Genomic DNA, 14,694 nt, shown 5'->3' with positions numbered 1-14,694 from the left:
GGCGAAGGCGGGATCGTTTGGGGGCGCTATTGCGCCATCAGCGCCGCAAGCTCCTTCACGAACCGCGCCGCAACCCCCGCCGTCATCATGTTGATGTCCCGTTCCGGGTTCAGCTCGACAATGTCGGCGCCCACAGGCGCCGCCGGCAGGGCGCTTAAAATTTGAAGGACATCACGGGTCGAAAGACCGCCCGGTTCGGGATGCGATACGCCCGGCGCAAAGGCGGGGTCGAGCCCGTCGAGATCGATGGAGACATAAAGCGGCCCCGTCAGCCGGTCATAAGGGATCGCGTCCATCTCTTCAGCGCCGAGCATGACAACCCCGTGTTTTTCGCCAAAGGCGCGGCAGTCCGGCGTTGTCGAGCGCAGGCCCACTTGCACCAGCGTTCCGATGCACCCATCCTCAATCGCGCGGGCGAAAGGACAGGCGTGAGAATACCGGTCGCCTTCAAATTCCTCATAAAGATCCGTATGCGCGTCTATATGAAGAATGTTGAGGGGGCCGTGCTTTTCCTTCATCGCCCTGAGGATTGGATAAGTGACGGAATGATCGCCGCCGAGGCTCAACGGCTTTGCGCCGGCCTTCAGCGTCGTTGCAATGCGCGTGGAGATCGCCTCGCGCGCCTCTGCGCCGTCGTCCGGCAGGTCCGCGAAATCATAAGCGCTGATGATTTCGCGCGCGTCGGCCCCGGAAAGGGAATAGGAGCTGGAGCTTTCAGAAAACAGAATGGCGCGAATGACGGGCGGCGCAAGCGCCGGTCCGCGCGCATAAGAAGAGCTTGCATCCCAGGAAAAGCCATGAAGCGTGACGGTCATGGCGTCAGGCTAACGCCTGCGCCAGAGGCTTGTCCATCGGGTTTGTCCCGCGGCGCTAATGCGCGGTCCCGGTGTTGTCGAGATTGCGCAGCTTCAGCTCCGCTCTGAACAGGGGCGCAAGGTGCGCCGCCCGGTTGCGTTGCTTTTTGTGTTTGCTGCGCGCAGCGCGCCACACCCGGAACGCCAGCGCCTTGAGGCGGGCGTCCGAGAGTTCGGCGATTTTGGCGCGCGAGGCTTCGGCGGCGTTTCTTTCGGTCATCTTCGGCCTCTTGATTTGTAACTGCTTTGGCGTTTGCCGGGCGCAGGCGGCGCGCCTTCCGTTTTGTGACGGAAGGTGATGCGCCCTTTGGAAAGGTCGTAGCCGGACATTTCCACGGTCACGCGGTCGCCTGCGAGGGTTTTAATGCGCCGCTTGCGCATCTTGCCGCCAATATAGGCGAGCACTTCGTGTTCGTTATCCAGCGTGACGCGAAAATTCCCGTCCGGGAGCGCCTCGGTGACGACGCCGTCGAACTCGATTAGTTCTTCCTTCGCCATGTTCGTGTCCTTTCTTTTCATCAGCGCTCTCATGAGGGAGCGCTTCATTTGAATGGAACGCCGCCTGTTTTGGCGGTCTTGGTGATTTCGGGCCGCCCTTGCGGCGGCGGTTTTCGTTGGCGGGATTGTTGTTGGCGGCTGGTTTGCGGGCGTCTGCGCCATGGAAATCGGGCTTGCCGTTGGCGTCGTTGCGCCCTTCGGCGTTTACGCCGTCAGGATTGCGGTCGCCGGGTTTGCGTCCTTCGAATTTACGGCCGCCGGGTTTGCGCCCGCCGGCTTTGCGTCCCCAGTCCTTGCGGGGGCCGCCTTTGCGTCCATCAGGGCGTGGACCGCGCGGCTTGCGCGGTTCTTCGCCGACGCTTTCTCCGTTGGCGTCGGTCAGCCTTTGCCGCGTCACTTTCTCAATCGCTCTCAGGAACGGACGTTCCTCGCCCGAACAAAAAGAGATGGCGACCCCTGTCGCGCCTGCGCGGCCGGTGCGGCCGATGCGGTGCGTATAGGTTTCCGGCACATTCGGCAGGTCGTAATTCACCACATGGGTGACGTCCTGCACGTCGATGCCGCGCGCGGCGATGTCGGTCGCGACGAGGATATTCGCCTTGCCCTTGCGGAAGGCGTTGAGCGCTTTTTCACGCTGCGCCTGGGAGCGGTTGCCGTGAATCGCGTGGGCCGGAGCGCCGGCGGCGTTCAGCATGCGCACGATTTTGTCGGCGCCGTGCTTGGTGCGCGAGAATACAAGACCGCGCTTGAAGGCGTCCTGTTTGACGATAGAGACAAGCGTTGCGGCCTTGTTGGGCTTTTCTACAAAGATGACGCTCTGGTCGATCTTCAAGGGTTTCGCCGCGGCGATTTCCACGCGTTCCGGATTGGTCAACAGGGCCGATGCGAGTTTCGCGATCGCCGGCGGCATGGTCGCCGAAAAGAAAATATTCTGGCGTTCCTGCGGCAGCATCGACGCAATTTTGCGGATCGAATGAATGAAGCCGAGATCGAGCATCTGGTCGACTTCGTCGAGGACGAAATGGTCGACGGCGTCGAGTTTCAGCGCGCCTTTTTCGATAACATCGATCAGGCGGCCGGGTGTCGCCACAAGAATGTCGAGGCCGCGATGCAGCATGGCGCGCTGTTTGCCGAAGGCGACGCCGCCAATGACGAGGCCGGTGGCGAGACCCTGCGCGGCGCCATAGGCGTCAAAACGCTCTTTCACCTGAAGCGCCAGTTCGCGCGTCGGCGCCAGCACCAGAACGCGGCACTCGCGCGGGGCCGGACGCTGGCGGTCTTTGGCCAGATGGTTGAGGATCGGCAGCGCAAAGGCCGCCGTCTTGCCGGTGCCCGTCTGGGCGATGCCCAACAGGTCGCGGCCTTTCAGGACCACCGGAATGGCGGCCTTTTGAATGGGGGTGGGCGCATCATGGCCTTCGCGCGCAAGGGCCATCAGGATCGGCTTTGAAAGGCCGAATTCAGCAAAAGAAGTCACAAATATCTTTCCGCGCTCGGGGCGGAAATCGCCACGCGAACGCTATGGGTTCAGGAGAACCCGCGTGTCAGGCGCTCTAAATCTTGGTTGGTTGAGAATGGCCTTGCGGGAATTTTAGTCCGCTTACACGCGCCACCCGGGCGTTTTCCGGTCAATGCGTGACCGGTGGATGGTAGGGAACGCCCTGATTTTATAGATGAGCGACACGTTGCGCATGGGCGCCATGGTTCACTCTGGGCTCTATATGGACTGAAAGCGCGCAAATGCAAGCGAAATCGTGTTGCGGCGCAAAATTCGTCCGTAGACGAAAAATCTTAACCTTTGAAAACAGCTCAGCGTTCGCGCTCAAACTCAGGCAATCCGCGCTTTTTCGGCTTTTTCGCCGGCTTTTTCGGGTTTGCAGCTTCCGCGGCGCGGTCTTCGGCTTCCTTGGCGAGACGCAACTCGCGCAGTTTCGCCGTTTTCTTCAGCGCATCGCGCTTTTCTTTTTCATGTTCGGCGCGCGCAGCTTTTGCATCGACCTGGCGATAGGCGCGGCTGGCGGCGGTGTTTTTGGGGGTGGACAAGACGCTATTCCTTTCGGGTTCAAGCCCGGGAACAGCACCATGCGGCCGAGGCCTTTATGCATATAGGGTGTCGCGGGCCCGATTGCATCAGCCGCCGTGGAAATAGTCGTAAATCTTCTGCGCCAGCGCGGCGGAGACGCCTTCGACGGCCTCCAGGTCGGCGGGTTTGGCGCGCGCGATTTCTTTCGCTGAGCCGAAATGGTTGAGAAGCGCGCGCTTTCGTTTCGCGCCGATGCCGGGGACGCCGTCGAGCGGATTGGCGGCGATGGCTTTCTTGCGTTTTGCGCGGTGCGCGCCGATGGCGAAGCGGTGCGCCTCATCGCGCAGGCGCTGCAGCACGAAGAGCCCCGGATCGCGCGGTGGCAGGGTGAAGGGCTCGCGCCCCGTCATGACGACTTGCTCGCCCGTCGCGCCCATGGTGCGGTCGATGCGCTTTTCGCCTTCGTCATTTTCGCGACGTCCTTTGGCGACGCCGATAATCGTGACGCCTTCGGCTTGCGGATCGACGCCGATCTCTTTCAACGCATCGAGCACGACGGAGAGCTGGCCCTTGCCGCCGTCGATGATCACAAGATCCGGGCGTTCGGCGTTTTCGTCTTTCATCAGCCGCGCAAAACGCCGCGTGATAACTTCGCGCATCATGCCGAAATCGTCACCGGGCGCGAGGCTCGAGGTTTTGATGTTGAACTTGCGGTACTGGTTTTTGACGAAGCCTTCTGGCCCTGCGACGATCATGGCGCCGACGGCGTTCGACCCTTGAATATGCGAGTTGTCGTAAACCTCGATGCGCTCCGGCGGCGCTTCGAGGCCCAGAATATCGGCAAGCTGGCGCAGGCTTTTCTGCTGGCTCGCCGATTCCGCCATGCGCCGTGACAACGCCTCGCGCGCATTCATTTCTGCGGCTTTTACAAGGTCGCGCTTTTCGCCGCGCCGGGGCTCGTGGATCGCAACCTTGCGGTTCACCTTGATCGAGAGCGCTTCTGAAAGGAGGTCCGCCTGCGGCGGCTTCACGGACACATAGATTTCCCGCGGCGGTTCGCGCGCATCGTAAAACTGCGCAATAAACGCGTCGAGGATCGCCGCCGGTTCGTCTTCCTTGTCATGCTTCGGGAAATAGGCGTGATTGCCCCAGTTCTGCCCGGCGCGGAAGAAAAACACCTGGACGCAACTTTGTCCGCCCTCGGAATGAATGGCGAAGACATCGGCTTCGGAAACGCCGCCAGGATTGATATCCTGTGTTCCCTGAATATAGGACAGCGCGCGAATGCGGTCTCTGAGGCGCGCTGCGGTTTCAAAATCGAGATCGGCGGAGGCTTTCTCCATCTGCGCTGACAGGGTCTTCTGCACTTCAGCGCTTTTGCCGGAGAGAAAGTCATTCGCCTCCGCGACGAGTTCCTTATATTCCTCCGCGCTGACAAGGCCGACGCAGGGCGCGGCGCAACGCTTGATCTGATGCAAGAGGCAGGGTCGCGCACGCCCTTCGTAAACGCTGTCGGTGCAGGAGCGTAACAGAAACGCTTTTTGCAGCGTGTTGAGCGTGCGGTTGACCGCGCCGGCAGACGCGAAAGGCCCGTAATATTGCCCGGGGCGTTTTTGCGCGCCGCGATGTTTCAGAATCTGCGGCGCCTCGTGATCTTCGGCGACAAGAATGAACGGGAACGACTTGTCGTCGCGCAGGATGACATTGTAGCGCGGCTTTAACTGCTTGATTAGGTTCGCTTCGAGGAGGAGCGCTTCGGTCTCGGTGCCCGTGACCACGAACTCCATCGCCCGCGTTTCGGAAATCATGCGCAGGATGCGGTTCGAATGGCCGCGCCCTTGTGCGTAGGACGAGACCCGGTTTTTCAGGTTCTTCGCCTTGCCCACATAGAGAACGTCGCCCTTGGCGCCATACATCCGATAGACGCCGGGTTTTCCGGGCAGGCGTTTGACCTGATCTGCGATCAGCGCTTGTCCGGATTGGGGGCCGGAAAGCGTTTCTTTTTCTATTGTATCCGGAGTTTCAGGGCTCATGCGAAATGGTTAACCGGGCGTTCACAAAGGGGCGGTAAGGCTATTATCGGAGCTAATCGCGCGCGGGCGAAAGGTCAAATGGCGCCGGAACTGAAAAAGAAATCGGACATCTCGATCGTGCTGATTGTCTTTACGGCGATGGCGGTGATCGGCGTCGCTTGCGGCGGCTTTGTCGTTCACGATTACGCGCGTTCACGGGCGAGTCTGGCCTGGCCCGCCGCCGACGGGATTGTCCTCAGCCGGCTTGAAGGCGAGCGCGCGCCCTTACGCTATGTCTATTCTTTTGACGGGCGCAGTTACGAAGCGACCCGAACGCGCACTTTTCTCGGCTGGTTCATGACGACGGACAAGGTGGACTACCGTCCCGGTGAATCCGTCATCGTTTATGTGGACCCGGAAGACCATGGCTACGCCGTGATCTATCCCGGCGGGGCGAGCTTTGCTTTCGTGATTCTGTCGCTCTTGTCGGGCGCCGCCGTATTTTTCGGTGTCGGCGGAGTCGTCTGGGCTTTGTCGCGCACGCGCGAAGAGGTCATCGGCGTTTCCGCTCATCACGCCTTTTGACGGTGTCATCCCGGAAAACGCGATAGTGTTTATCCGGGATCTCCACAGCAAGAAAAAGAGATCCCGGCTCTTCCCCGGAACAAGTCCGGGGTTCGGCCGGGATTACAATTGAGAGATTGCGGTCCTTTAAAAACTCGGGTGCTGTTTCTAGCGTTTTGTGCGGCTGATCTCGACGCCGGCGGCGTCCGCTTCGGTGATGGCGTTCGGTTTGACGATGCGCACCATCACGGAAATCACCATCGGATGCGACAGCACCAGATCGGCGATGCGTTCGGCGAGGGTTTCAACGAGCTTGATATGGCCTTCGGCGATGATCGCCTTGATGCCGCGGGTCATCTCGTCATAGCAGACAATGTCTTCAAGTTCGTCGCTCACCGGATTGGCGGGTTCGATGACATCTGCTTCGAAGTCGATGCGGATCGGCTGGGTGACGCCCTGTTCGCTTTCATAGGCGCCGATATAAGCGTCGAGAGTCAGCCCGCGCACAAAGATGCGCCGTTGCGGCGCCGTCGCGCTGCGGGGAAGGGGCGTAATCTCGGGCTGTGTTTTTTGGGGCGGCGTTTTGGGCTTGCTCATAGGTCTATTCCTGCACCAGGACATCCGCGGTGCGCCAGGTGAGATGTTGCCCCCCATCGACGGCGATCATCTGTCCCGTGACCGAACGCGCTGACAACAGATAAAGAAGCGCTCCGCATATATCCTCAGGGTCCGCCCCATGGCCGAGGATGGTAGACTGGTTCTGGCGCTGCCAGTCTTCATCGGTCTGGCGCGGGTTTTTAAGGGTCGGGCCGGGGCCGATGGCGTTCACGCGAACGCTCTTGGGGCCAAGCGCCTGGGCCAAGGTCTGGGTCAGCGTAAAGAGCGCCGCTTTCGACGCCGTGTAGGAAAGAAATTGCGGCGTCAGTTTCAAAACACGCTGGTCAATCAGGTTGACGATAAGGCTGTCTTTCGGCGCCTGTGCGGCAAAGTCCTGCGCAAGTTTCACCGGCGCGCGCAAATTGACCTCCATGTGAAGGTCCCAGCTGTCGCGGTCCATGGTCGTGATGTCGTCATGCTCAAAGGCGGAAGCGGAGTTGACGAGCAGGGCCAGCGGACCGAGCGCTTTTGCGGCCTTGCCGATCAGCGCGGCGGTTTCGTTTTCTTTTGAAAGATCGGCTTTGACGGCGGCGGCGCGGCGGCCCTTCGCCTCGATCATGGCAACGACGGCGTTAGCTTCCTCCGGGGAGCTGTTGTAGTGAACGGCGACGTCGTAGCCGGCGTCCGCGAGCGCGAGCGCCATCGCCCGGCCCAGCCGTTTCCCGGCGCCGGTGACGAGCGCTGCGCCGGATGGAGCGACCGTCATGGTTTAAAACGCTCCCGCATTTTCAGCGAGCATCAGAATAAAGCCGATATAGGCGCCGGTGAACACAAGGCCGGCCACACGCCCGATATCCTTGCGGGTGAGCACGAAGGCGGCGAGCGCAATGGCGGCGATGGCCATCACCGGCAGGTCCAGCGTCAGCGACGCTCTATCGAAAGCCGCCGTGCCGGCAAGACCTGCGGCGCCGCCCACGGCGAGAATGTTGAAGATGTTTGAGCCGACAACGCCGCCAATGGCGACATCGGATTTCTTGTGAAGGGCGGCGGCGAAGACCGTCGCCAGTTCCGGCAGGGAGGTGCCGAAAGCGACGATCGTGAGGCCGATCAGTTCTTCGCGCACGCCAAGATTGGACGCGAGGTCCGCCCCGTGAGACACGAGGAGATGCGCGCCGGCGGGAAGGCCAATGAGGCCCGCGGCCAGAAACATCATGGTCTTGAGGCTGACACCCGCCGTGTCCTGATATTCCTCGACTTCATCAAGGATCGGATCGTCGGATTTGCCGGTGCTGGCGCGCACCCACATATAGCCGACATAGACAAGAATGCCGATGAAGAGGGCGGCGCCGGTTCGCGCGCCGATCTCGCCCGGACCGTAAGCGGCGAAAAGAAAGCCGGCGGTTGCAATCAGCATGATGACCGCATGCCGGCGCAAGCCCAGAACATGCGTCGTCACCGGATAGATGATCGCCGGCACGCCGAGCACCAGAAAGACATTGGCGACATTCGAACCGATAATATTGCCGAGGGCGATGCCGTCATTGCCGCTCAACACCGCCTGCACGGTGACGACGAGCTCCGGCGCGGAGGTGCCGAAAGCGACGATGGTCAGGCTGATGAGCAGGGCGGGAATTTTCAGCGCCGCGGCAAGGCCGACCGCGCCGCGCACAAGCAAATCGCCTGCGACAAGCAGAATGGCGAGGCCAAGAATGACGAATGCGATCTGGGGTGCGATCTCGGGGATCATGAAACGCCTATGTTGCGCGGGGGCGTGGTTATCGCCGTAATGGCGGCGGGGAAGACCCGGCCGCAAGCTCCCATATGGGAAGCCTTTTTTCGCTTTCTAGGGCGGGAGAGCGCTAGTCGACGCTGCCTTTTTCAAGGAGATTGAGGACCGCAAAAACAATAATGAATACGAGGATCGTGGAGACAGCCATCCAACCTGGATTCATGGAAATACCCCTTCTTTAGCGTTGCCTGACCGCCCTTATAGGGCCGCCCGGCAACACCGTCACCCCCCGGCTGCTGACACCCGTCCAGCGGCCGTCGGCGCTGGCCCTCGCGACTTCGCGGGGGTAGGCGCGCCCCGCAACTCCTTCAAATTTTCCACAAAACCCGCCATGCGCCTTAGCCCTTTCGCATAGCTTCGGACCTATGCTCGCCTCAAGTTGTTTCAGGGCGGGCTCAAATGAAGTCGGAAGTACTCGAGGCAGCGGGGAGACAGACATCACCGAGAATCACCGAACGCCGGATCACCGAGCGGGTGAGGAACAAATGGGCTCGGCTGGCGCGTGAGCGTCTGCCGTCCCTCAAGGAAATAGAGGCGCTCAATTTTGGGCCCGACTGGCCGTTCTGCTTCGCGGTGGATATGCGGCTGTCGGATATCTTTCCCTATTTCCTGTTTATGGGGGATGCGATCTCGCGCTATTCGACCGCCTATCCCATGGGCGATCCGCGGCGGGAGAAAACCCTGCTCGACACCGCCATCGCCAAGATGGACGAGGCGGCGCTGACGCGCGCGCCGGTGGAGTTCAACGACATCAAGCAGCTTGATGACGGGCGGCGCGTGGCGTTCCGTTCGATCTTGTTGCCCTTGTCGGAAAACGGAACCGACGTCACGCATATCTTCGGCGCCGCAAAAGGGCGCAGCGTTTAACCGCAAATCCGGGCGCCGCCGGTTCTATGGTTACCGGCTTTTGGGAATTTGATCTAAATTCACCTGTTCGCGCAAATCGTCAGCTTACGAACCTGTTCTATTCTTCATGACGAGAACGGGAACTTTACGGGGCGATGATGCTGAGCGATGTGGCGGATCTATTCGGCGACGTGGTTGTGGCGCCGGCGGCGGACAGGCGGTTGACCCGCCGTCTCGTCGATGTCTGGGCCCGGGCGGCGCGCGGAAAGTTTCCGAGCTGGGAAGCGATGCAGGACTCAGATCTTGGCGAGGACTGGGATTGGGTTTTCGCGGTCGATCTGGAAAAGAGCATCGGCTTTCCGTTTTTCATTTATCTTGGCCATTGCCTCGCGAAACTCTCCGACGTGCATTTGAGCGGCGAGGACGACTGGACCCTGTCGCTGCTCGACAAGGCGACGGCGGATATTTACGCCGCGGTGGCGTCCGAGGCGCCCCATTATCGCGACGATACGCTCACCTTATGTGATGGCCGCCGGTTGTTGTTCCGCGCCGTGACGGCGCCGCTGGCCGCCAATGGCAGTGAAATCACGCATGTGATCGGCGCTGCGAGCGGCCGTCTTGCGGTTGACGTTGAGCCCGGCTTGCGGCTCGTCGACTGAACCCTCCAATTTCCTGACCCTGCAGATGTCGCCTGCGCGCTCATGGCTTCTTGACGCGCTGCAACATGAGCGTCAAAAATCCTGTGCTTTTTGGAGCAGGGGGTGTAGCCATGTGGCGGTTTTGGCGGCGGCGGGGCGAAAGGGCCGAAAAGGACGAGGCGCCTGCGGCGGCCGGTTTTCAGGAAGAATCTCAAAGGCCTTCGGCGGTGAAGCCGGGCCAGATGGCTACAGGAGCGTTTATGTCGAGCGAAGGTTTGCACGCGCCGCGGGAGCGGCTCAGCAAAGAGACGATTCACATGCACCAGGCGATTTCCTCTTTGATGGAGGAACTTGAGGCCGTGGACTGGTACCAGCAACGAGCGGATGACTGCGACGACCCGTCGCTGAAGGCGATCCTCATTCACAACATGAAAGAAGAGATCGAACACGCCGCCATGGCGCTGGAATGGCTGCGGCGAAATTCCGAGGATTTCGATAAGGAATTGAAGAACTATCTTTTCAAGGACGGTCCTATTACCAAGCTCGAAGCGGAAATCATGAACCGCAAATAATAAGGCGCCTCTCGGCGTCGGCATGTAACGGGAGCGTGCGGCTATTTTCGGGTTTGAAGCAGGCGACCTGGCGACGATGAGCTGGTGGGTGTTGTTCGGCGCCCTGTTCCTGACGCCGTTTTTACAGGAAGATTTCGGCGTCATCCTCGCCGCCACGGCGTCGCTCGCCGGAACTGCGCCAACGATCCTGCTCGTTGCCGCTATTCTTTGCGGGCTTGTCGCCTCCGACGCCTGGAAATACTGGATGGGCCGGCTCGCGCGCCGATATGAATGGGCGCATAAATTCGCTGAAAAGCCGGGTGTGTCTGTCGCGGGCGATTTGATCCGCAAGGAATTCCTCCAGACCATGCTGACCGCCCGTTTTGTGCCCGGCACGCGCATTCCCACCTATATCGCGGCCGGATTCTTCAAAGCGCATTATCCGAAATATGTGCTGACGCTGGTGTTCACCGCATCGCTTTATATTGGCGTTGTCTTTTCCCTGTTTCACACAGTGGGCGCCGTGGCGGGCGAGGAGGCGATCGTCTGGATGCCGCTGGTCACTATCAGCCTGCTTGCAGCCTATATCCTGTTCCGCTGGATCAATCACCGCCGCAGGCATGAAGGCGTGATGACGCCGCTCACCAAGGAGCTCGATCACCCCATGCCGGGCATGCCCGGCTTTGAAGGCACGCCCCTTGAAAAAGAAGAAGAGGAAGAGGAGTAATCCGGTGGAAGGCGGGTCCCCATGCGGATATTGATTTCCATTGGACTCTTTCTCGCGAGCCTCGCGCTCCTGGCTTATTCCTATCTCGGCGCCTTTGCAAAATTGGGCGAGGAGCTCAATGCGGCGGAAACGCCCTTGTCGGCCTTTTCCATGATGCTCACCGTGATAGAACGGATCGCGAGCGGCGATATTCCGCAATTGAGCGGTTTTCTTTATGCGGGCCTTTTGCTCTTTGTAATCGCCGTCGTGAACTTGATTGGCGGCAGGAAGCGTTCGGATGACGACAGACATTCTCTTTGAAGAAATCGGCGAATGGGGCGTCATCACGCTCAATCGCGAAAAGGCGCTGAACGCGCTGAACTGGGACATGGTCAAGGCCATGCGCGCGCAACTGACCAAATGGGGAAGCGGGCGCACGACGGTGAAGGCTGTCCTGGTGAAGGGCGAGGGCGAGCGCGCCTTTTGCGCCGGCGGCGATATTCGCTGGCTCCACGATACGGCGAAGGAAGATCCCGCTTACGCCTGTGAATTTTTCCGCGAGGAATATCTCAATAATTCACTGATCTACCATTATCCGAAACCCTATGTGGCGCTGATCGACGGGATCGTCATGGGCGGCGGCGTCGGGATTTCGGTGCATGGCGATTTTCGCGTCGCCGGCGACGCGACGCTGTTCGCCATGCCGGAAACAGGCATCGGTCTTTTTCCCGATGTTGGCGGCGGTCATTTCATGCCGCGCCTTCATGACGGTCTCGGACTTTATTACGCGCTGACGGGCGCGCGCGCCAAAGCCGCCGACTGCATGGCGGCGGGGATCGCGACCCATTACGCGCCGGGCGATAAATATGAAGAGCTGGCGGATGCCCTGTTGAAGACGCCGCTGGGGGGGCACGCCCATGCCGACATTGAAACCGTCCTTGATATCTATGCCGGCGATCCGGGCCATGCGCCGGTGAATGATAGTCGCGGCGACATTGCACGCCTGTTCCAGGGCCATGAAACGCTCGACGGATTGATGGCCGCGCTTGGAAAAGATGGCGGCGACTTTGCAAATACGACGCTGTCGACGCTTGAAAAAATGTCGCCGACATCACTGCGCCTGACCTTTGAACAGATGCGCCGTGGTCATGAACTCGACTTCGACGATGTCATGAAGATGGAGTTCCGCATGGTTCGCCGGGTGATGGAAGGTCATGACTTTTTCGAGGGCGTGCGCGCGCAGATTCTCGACAAGGACCGTAATCCGAAATGGTCGCCGGCCGCGCTCGCCGATCTCAGCGACAAGGATGTGGCGCCTTATTTCGAACCGCTGGGCGAGGCGGAGCTCGTGTTGCCGTGAGCGAGGAGATCCCGGATATTTGCTACGCAAATTCCGGGATGACATCCAGTGTTGAACGCTCCATTGTCGTCCCGGCCGTAGCGAAGCGAAGAGCCGGGATCTCGCATGAAGGATCGCTATTACGTTTATATAATGACGAACAAGCGTAATACGGTCTTGTATGTCGGCGTAACTGGCGACCTCGGTGAAAGAGTTACTGCTCACATTTCCGGCGCTGGAAGTGATTTCACGTCAAAGTACAAAATCAGTAAGCTTGTTTATTATGAAGCGTTCGCTCAGATCGAAGAAGCCATAGCGCGGGAAAAACGCTTGAAGCGATGGCGGCGATCCTGGAAAAATGAACTGATCGAAAGGTCGAATCCCAATTGGGATGAACTGACAGCATGGTGATCTATGGCTTATTGGCTTCTAAAAACCGAACCCGATGACTGGAGCTGGGACGAACAGGTCGCCAAGGGCAAGAAAGGCGAAATCTGGACCGGCGTGCGCAACGCGCAGGCGCGCAACTTTATCCGTGAGATGAAAAAGGGCGATCTCGCTTTCTTTTATCACACCGGCGGCGAGAAACAGGTCGTCGGCGTCGTGAAAGTGACCAAGGAAGCCTATCAGGACCCGACGAGCGATGACGAGCGCTGGCTGGTTGTCGATGTTGTCGCCGTCGAGCCGGTTCCGGAACCGGTGACGCTCGCGGCGATCAAGGCCGAACCGAAACTGGCTGAAATGAAGCTGGTTAAAAATGCGCGGCTTTCCGTTCAGCCGGTGACCGACAAGGAATGGAAGCTGGTGCGCAAAATGGGCGGCCTCAAATGATGAGCGGCCAGGGAGCAAGTTGATGATGCGGCGGCTGTTGCTTTGGGGTGTTCCCGTTGTGCTCGTCGCCGCCAGCCTCTATTTCTTTCGTGAAGCTTTCGAAGCTTATGGCTTGTGGCGTCTATGGCGCGAGACGGACCCGTCCGGCGCTGAACTACATCAGTTGACCTTTCACTTTAACGTTACGCCTGCCGGCTTGCTTCTTTTTGCTGGCGGTTTCCTCGCTGGTCGATGGTGGTTTCGGCGGTCAAGCTGATCCAATACAGAGAATGAACGGGGCAGAGTATGAACGGGAGAGCTAAATGACGACTGTTCTCATCACAGGGGCTAATCGCGGTATTGGCCTTGAATTCGTGAAACAATATGCGGGCGAGGGCGCGCGCGTGCATGCCTGTTGCCGCAATCCGGACAAGGCGGAAGCGTTGAACGCGCTCAAAGGCGATATCGTTATTCATGGGCTCGACGTGTCGGACTTTGCCGCGGTGAAAGCGCTGGGTGAAAAGATCGACGAACCGATCGATATTGTCGTCGCCAATGCCGGCGCGGGCGGCAAGGACGCGGGCGATTTCGGCGATATCGACTTCGACGCCTTTTCCAGGCTCTTGCAGGTGAACACCCTCGGGCCGGTGGCGACGCTGGAGGCGTTTGCCCCGCATCTCAAAAAAACAAAAGGCAAGTTTGCGGCGATTTCCTCGACGCTCGGGTCTATCGAAAACGCAGGCGGCTACGCGCCCGCTTATTCAACCTCGAAAGCCGGTCTCGATATGGCGATGAAGTCCTATGCGGCGCTTCTGGCGGCGGACGGCGTCGCCGTCGGGCCGTTTCATCCTGGTTGGGTCAAAACCGATATGGGCGGCCCGTCGGCGCCGGTCACCCCGGAAGAAAGCGTTGCGGGTCTGCGCCAACAGATCGCCGCCATGAAGCCCGGCGCGCCGCACCTCGTCGCCTATAATGGTGAAGTTTTACCCTGGTAAGCGGGCTAGCGCGCCACGATGGGCGGCGGCTCATGAGGGTCGTCCCCCTTGCGGCCCGGGGTCATATCCTTGACGAAGGCGAGGCCCGCCTCGATATCGTGTTGCCATGCGACGCGCGCTTTTTTGGTGACCCCGGTCTGCTCAAAACGCAGCATGACCACCGGCGGCAGCGGCTGCATCCCTTCGAGATGCACATAGGCGCCGCCATCGCTGACATTGCGAATCACACAGCGCACCTGATCGGTTCTTGAAAGATAGATCTTGCCCGGGCGGAAGACAGCCTCGCGCTTTTCCCGTTCCGGGGGGCCGCGCTTTTTCGGTTGCGGGATGCGGGCGTCCGTCACCGTTGGCGCCGCGCTTTTAATCGCCGCCAGCCGTTCCGAGAGCCGATTGTTTTTCTTCCGCATTGGTCTTCCATTCACGCGCGCGTTGGCTCCCCCGAATCCGCGCGCCCGCGACCATAGCACATTCC

Annotated in this window: 20 protein-coding genes; 10 read left to right on the top strand and 10 right to left on the bottom strand. The window is 60.0% G+C overall.

Translation table 11 applies throughout. The features are described from left to right. Positions 1 to 26: 26 nt before the first annotated feature. The 6 genes from speB to uvrC all read right to left on the bottom strand — a co-directional run bounded on the left by speB (position 27) and on the right by uvrC (position 5,408). Positions 27 to 815 (bottom strand): agmatinase, encoded by a 789-nt coding sequence (gene speB, locus ACFC5L_RS17580; RefSeq protein WP_375203998.1) that lies wholly within the window; start codon positions 813 to 815, stop codon positions 27 to 29. A gap of 55 nt (positions 816 to 870) precedes the next feature. Further along, complete coding sequence (locus ACFC5L_RS17575) at positions 871 to 1,074, bottom strand: hypothetical protein (RefSeq protein WP_375203997.1); 204 nt, start codon at positions 1,072 to 1,074, stop codon at positions 871 to 873. Further along, positions 1,071 to 1,352 carry a translation initiation factor IF-1 gene (gene infA, locus ACFC5L_RS17570; RefSeq protein WP_375203996.1) on the bottom strand — a complete coding sequence of 94 codons (282 nt, stop codon included), beginning with the start codon at positions 1,350 to 1,352 and terminating at the stop codon, positions 1,071 to 1,073. The genes ACFC5L_RS17575 and infA overlap by 4 nt, the downstream gene beginning before the upstream one ends. Then, positions 1,270 to 2,829 carry a DEAD/DEAH box helicase gene (locus ACFC5L_RS17565; protein ID WP_375203995.1) on the bottom strand — a complete coding sequence of 520 codons (1,560 nt, stop codon included), beginning with the start codon at positions 2,827 to 2,829 and terminating at the stop codon, positions 1,270 to 1,272. The genes infA and ACFC5L_RS17565 overlap by 83 nt, the downstream gene beginning before the upstream one ends. 332 nt (positions 2,830 to 3,161) lie before the next feature. Next, entirely contained in the window at positions 3,162 to 3,395 is a 234-nt protein-coding gene (locus tag ACFC5L_RS17560; protein WP_375203994.1) for a hypothetical protein, read from the bottom strand. Between the two features lie 87 nt (positions 3,396 to 3,482). Next, positions 3,483 to 5,408, bottom strand: a complete 1,926-nt coding sequence (gene uvrC, locus ACFC5L_RS17555; protein WP_375203993.1) for an excinuclease ABC subunit UvrC — start codon at positions 5,406 to 5,408, stop codon at positions 3,483 to 3,485. Between the two features lie 78 nt (positions 5,409 to 5,486). Between uvrC and ACFC5L_RS17550 the strand changes: the two genes are divergently transcribed. Beyond that, a complete protein-coding gene (locus ACFC5L_RS17550; RefSeq protein ID WP_375203992.1) occupies positions 5,487 to 5,972 on the top strand; it encodes a DUF3592 domain-containing protein in 486 nt (161 codons plus the stop codon). 147 nt (positions 5,973 to 6,119) lie between these two features. Here the strand turns inward: ACFC5L_RS17550 and folB are convergent, their stop codons facing one another. The 3 genes from folB to ACFC5L_RS17535 are packed head-to-tail and all read right to left on the bottom strand — an operon-like array spanning position 6,120 to position 8,295. After that, positions 6,120 to 6,548: a dihydroneopterin aldolase gene (gene folB / locus ACFC5L_RS17545; protein ID WP_375203991.1), complete on the bottom strand. Its 429-nt coding sequence runs from the start codon at positions 6,546 to 6,548 to the stop codon at positions 6,120 to 6,122. Between the two features lie 4 nt (positions 6,549 to 6,552). Beyond that, positions 6,553 to 7,314, bottom strand: coding sequence for an SDR family oxidoreductase (locus ACFC5L_RS17540; protein ID WP_375203990.1), 762 nt, complete (start codon positions 7,312 to 7,314; stop codon positions 6,553 to 6,555). A 3-nt stretch (positions 7,315 to 7,317) separates the two neighbouring features. Then, positions 7,318 to 8,295, bottom strand: a complete 978-nt coding sequence (locus tag ACFC5L_RS17535; protein WP_375203989.1) for a calcium/sodium antiporter — start codon at positions 8,293 to 8,295, stop codon at positions 7,318 to 7,320. Between the two features lie 441 nt (positions 8,296 to 8,736). Between ACFC5L_RS17535 and ACFC5L_RS17530 the strand changes: the two genes are divergently transcribed. The 9 genes from ACFC5L_RS17530 to ACFC5L_RS17490 all read left to right on the top strand — a co-directional run bounded on the left by ACFC5L_RS17530 (position 8,737) and on the right by ACFC5L_RS17490 (position 14,222). Then, on the top strand, positions 8,737 to 9,204 hold the full coding sequence (locus ACFC5L_RS17530) for a hypothetical protein (RefSeq protein WP_375203988.1): 468 nt from the start codon (positions 8,737 to 8,739) through the stop codon (positions 9,202 to 9,204). 134 nt (positions 9,205 to 9,338) lie between these two features. Continuing rightward, positions 9,339 to 9,842, top strand: coding sequence for a hypothetical protein (locus ACFC5L_RS17525; protein ID WP_375203987.1), 504 nt, complete (start codon positions 9,339 to 9,341; stop codon positions 9,840 to 9,842). 239 nt (positions 9,843 to 10,081) lie between these two features. Beyond that, entirely contained in the window at positions 10,082 to 10,393 is a 312-nt protein-coding gene (locus tag ACFC5L_RS17520; protein WP_375203986.1) for an encapsulin-associated ferritin-like protein, read from the top strand. A gap of 76 nt (positions 10,394 to 10,469) precedes the next feature. Then, positions 10,470 to 11,099 (top strand): DedA family protein, encoded by a 630-nt coding sequence (locus ACFC5L_RS17515; RefSeq protein ID WP_375203985.1) that lies wholly within the window; start codon positions 10,470 to 10,472, stop codon positions 11,097 to 11,099. 21 nt (positions 11,100 to 11,120) lie between these two features. After that, positions 11,121 to 11,399, top strand: coding sequence for a hypothetical protein (locus tag ACFC5L_RS17510; protein ID WP_375203984.1), 279 nt, complete (start codon positions 11,121 to 11,123; stop codon positions 11,397 to 11,399). Further along, positions 11,377 to 12,438, top strand: coding sequence for an enoyl-CoA hydratase/isomerase family protein (locus tag ACFC5L_RS17505; protein WP_375203983.1), 1,062 nt, complete (start codon positions 11,377 to 11,379; stop codon positions 12,436 to 12,438). The genes ACFC5L_RS17510 and ACFC5L_RS17505 overlap by 23 nt, the downstream gene beginning before the upstream one ends. A 105-nt stretch (positions 12,439 to 12,543) precedes the next feature. After that, positions 12,544 to 12,828, top strand: a complete 285-nt coding sequence (locus tag ACFC5L_RS17500; protein WP_375203982.1) for a GIY-YIG nuclease family protein — start codon at positions 12,544 to 12,546, stop codon at positions 12,826 to 12,828. A 3-nt stretch (positions 12,829 to 12,831) separates the two neighbouring features. Further along, positions 12,832 to 13,248, top strand: a complete 417-nt coding sequence (locus tag ACFC5L_RS17495) for an EVE domain-containing protein (RefSeq protein WP_375203981.1) — start codon at positions 12,832 to 12,834, stop codon at positions 13,246 to 13,248. A gap of 302 nt (positions 13,249 to 13,550) precedes the next feature. Beyond that, positions 13,551 to 14,222, top strand: a complete 672-nt coding sequence (locus ACFC5L_RS17490; RefSeq protein ID WP_375203979.1) for an SDR family oxidoreductase — start codon at positions 13,551 to 13,553, stop codon at positions 14,220 to 14,222. Between the two features lie 5 nt (positions 14,223 to 14,227). Here ACFC5L_RS17490 and ACFC5L_RS17485 read toward each other — a convergent pair whose 3' ends face one another. Further along, on the bottom strand, positions 14,228 to 14,629 hold the full coding sequence (locus ACFC5L_RS17485) for a PilZ domain-containing protein (RefSeq protein ID WP_375203978.1): 402 nt from the start codon (positions 14,627 to 14,629) through the stop codon (positions 14,228 to 14,230). Positions 14,630 to 14,694 lie beyond the last annotated feature (65 nt).

Source organism: Hyphococcus sp., assembly GCF_041986965.1.
GTDB lineage: Bacteria > Pseudomonadota > Alphaproteobacteria > Caulobacterales > Parvularculaceae > Hyphococcus.
The sequence above is the reverse complement of the archived record's forward strand: the minus strand, read 5'-3'. Positions and strand labels throughout refer to the sequence as shown.